The sequence below is a fragment of the Phyllobacterium sp. SB3 genome, from assembly GCF_040009165.1.
Taxonomy (GTDB): Bacteria; Pseudomonadota; Alphaproteobacteria; order Rhizobiales; family Rhizobiaceae; genus Phyllobacterium.
The window spans coordinates 1-453 of record NZ_JBDYKI010000035.1 but is presented as its reverse complement, the minus strand read 5'-3'; the positions used below and the strand labels follow the sequence as shown (position 1 = coordinate 453).

1 pseudogene is annotated in these 453 nt (G+C 57.2%); it reads right to left on the bottom strand.

The annotated features are described in order from the left end of the window. Window positions 1-166: 166 nt before the first annotated feature. Window positions 167-453 (bottom strand): annotated as a pseudogene (locus tag ABKW30_RS29275) (IS630 family transposase); the annotation flags it as partial.

Genomic DNA, 453 nt, shown 5'->3' with positions numbered 1-453 from the left:
AGGCACCGTCCACGCAACCGTACCATCCTGGTGTTTGTGCTGGTTTCATCCAGAAAGACAAGGCGATGGGTATTGTTCTGCATGACAGGTTGGCGGCCATGGATCCAGGTCTCACGGGCGTATCGGAGGTCCGGTCGTTCTTGTTCGCTGGCCAGCTAGGTTTTTTTTAAAAACGGTAGCCATTGCGCCGGTACCGGCGGGAGATCGCTGCAGGCGTGATCTGAACGCCCGAAGCAGCAAACTCTCCGGCAAGTTCCGGCATGGTAATATCATCCTTCTCGGCAATGCGGCGCACCGGAAAGGCCCGGTGCGGGTCCAGTTTCGAGTATCGCCAGCCACCTTCCGGTTTGGCTGCAACGCTCCCGGTAGCGCTGAAAGAGGCCATCAATTTTACAGCAAACGATACCGAGACGCCAAAATGATGGGCAGCCGCATGACGGGAATGACCTGCCT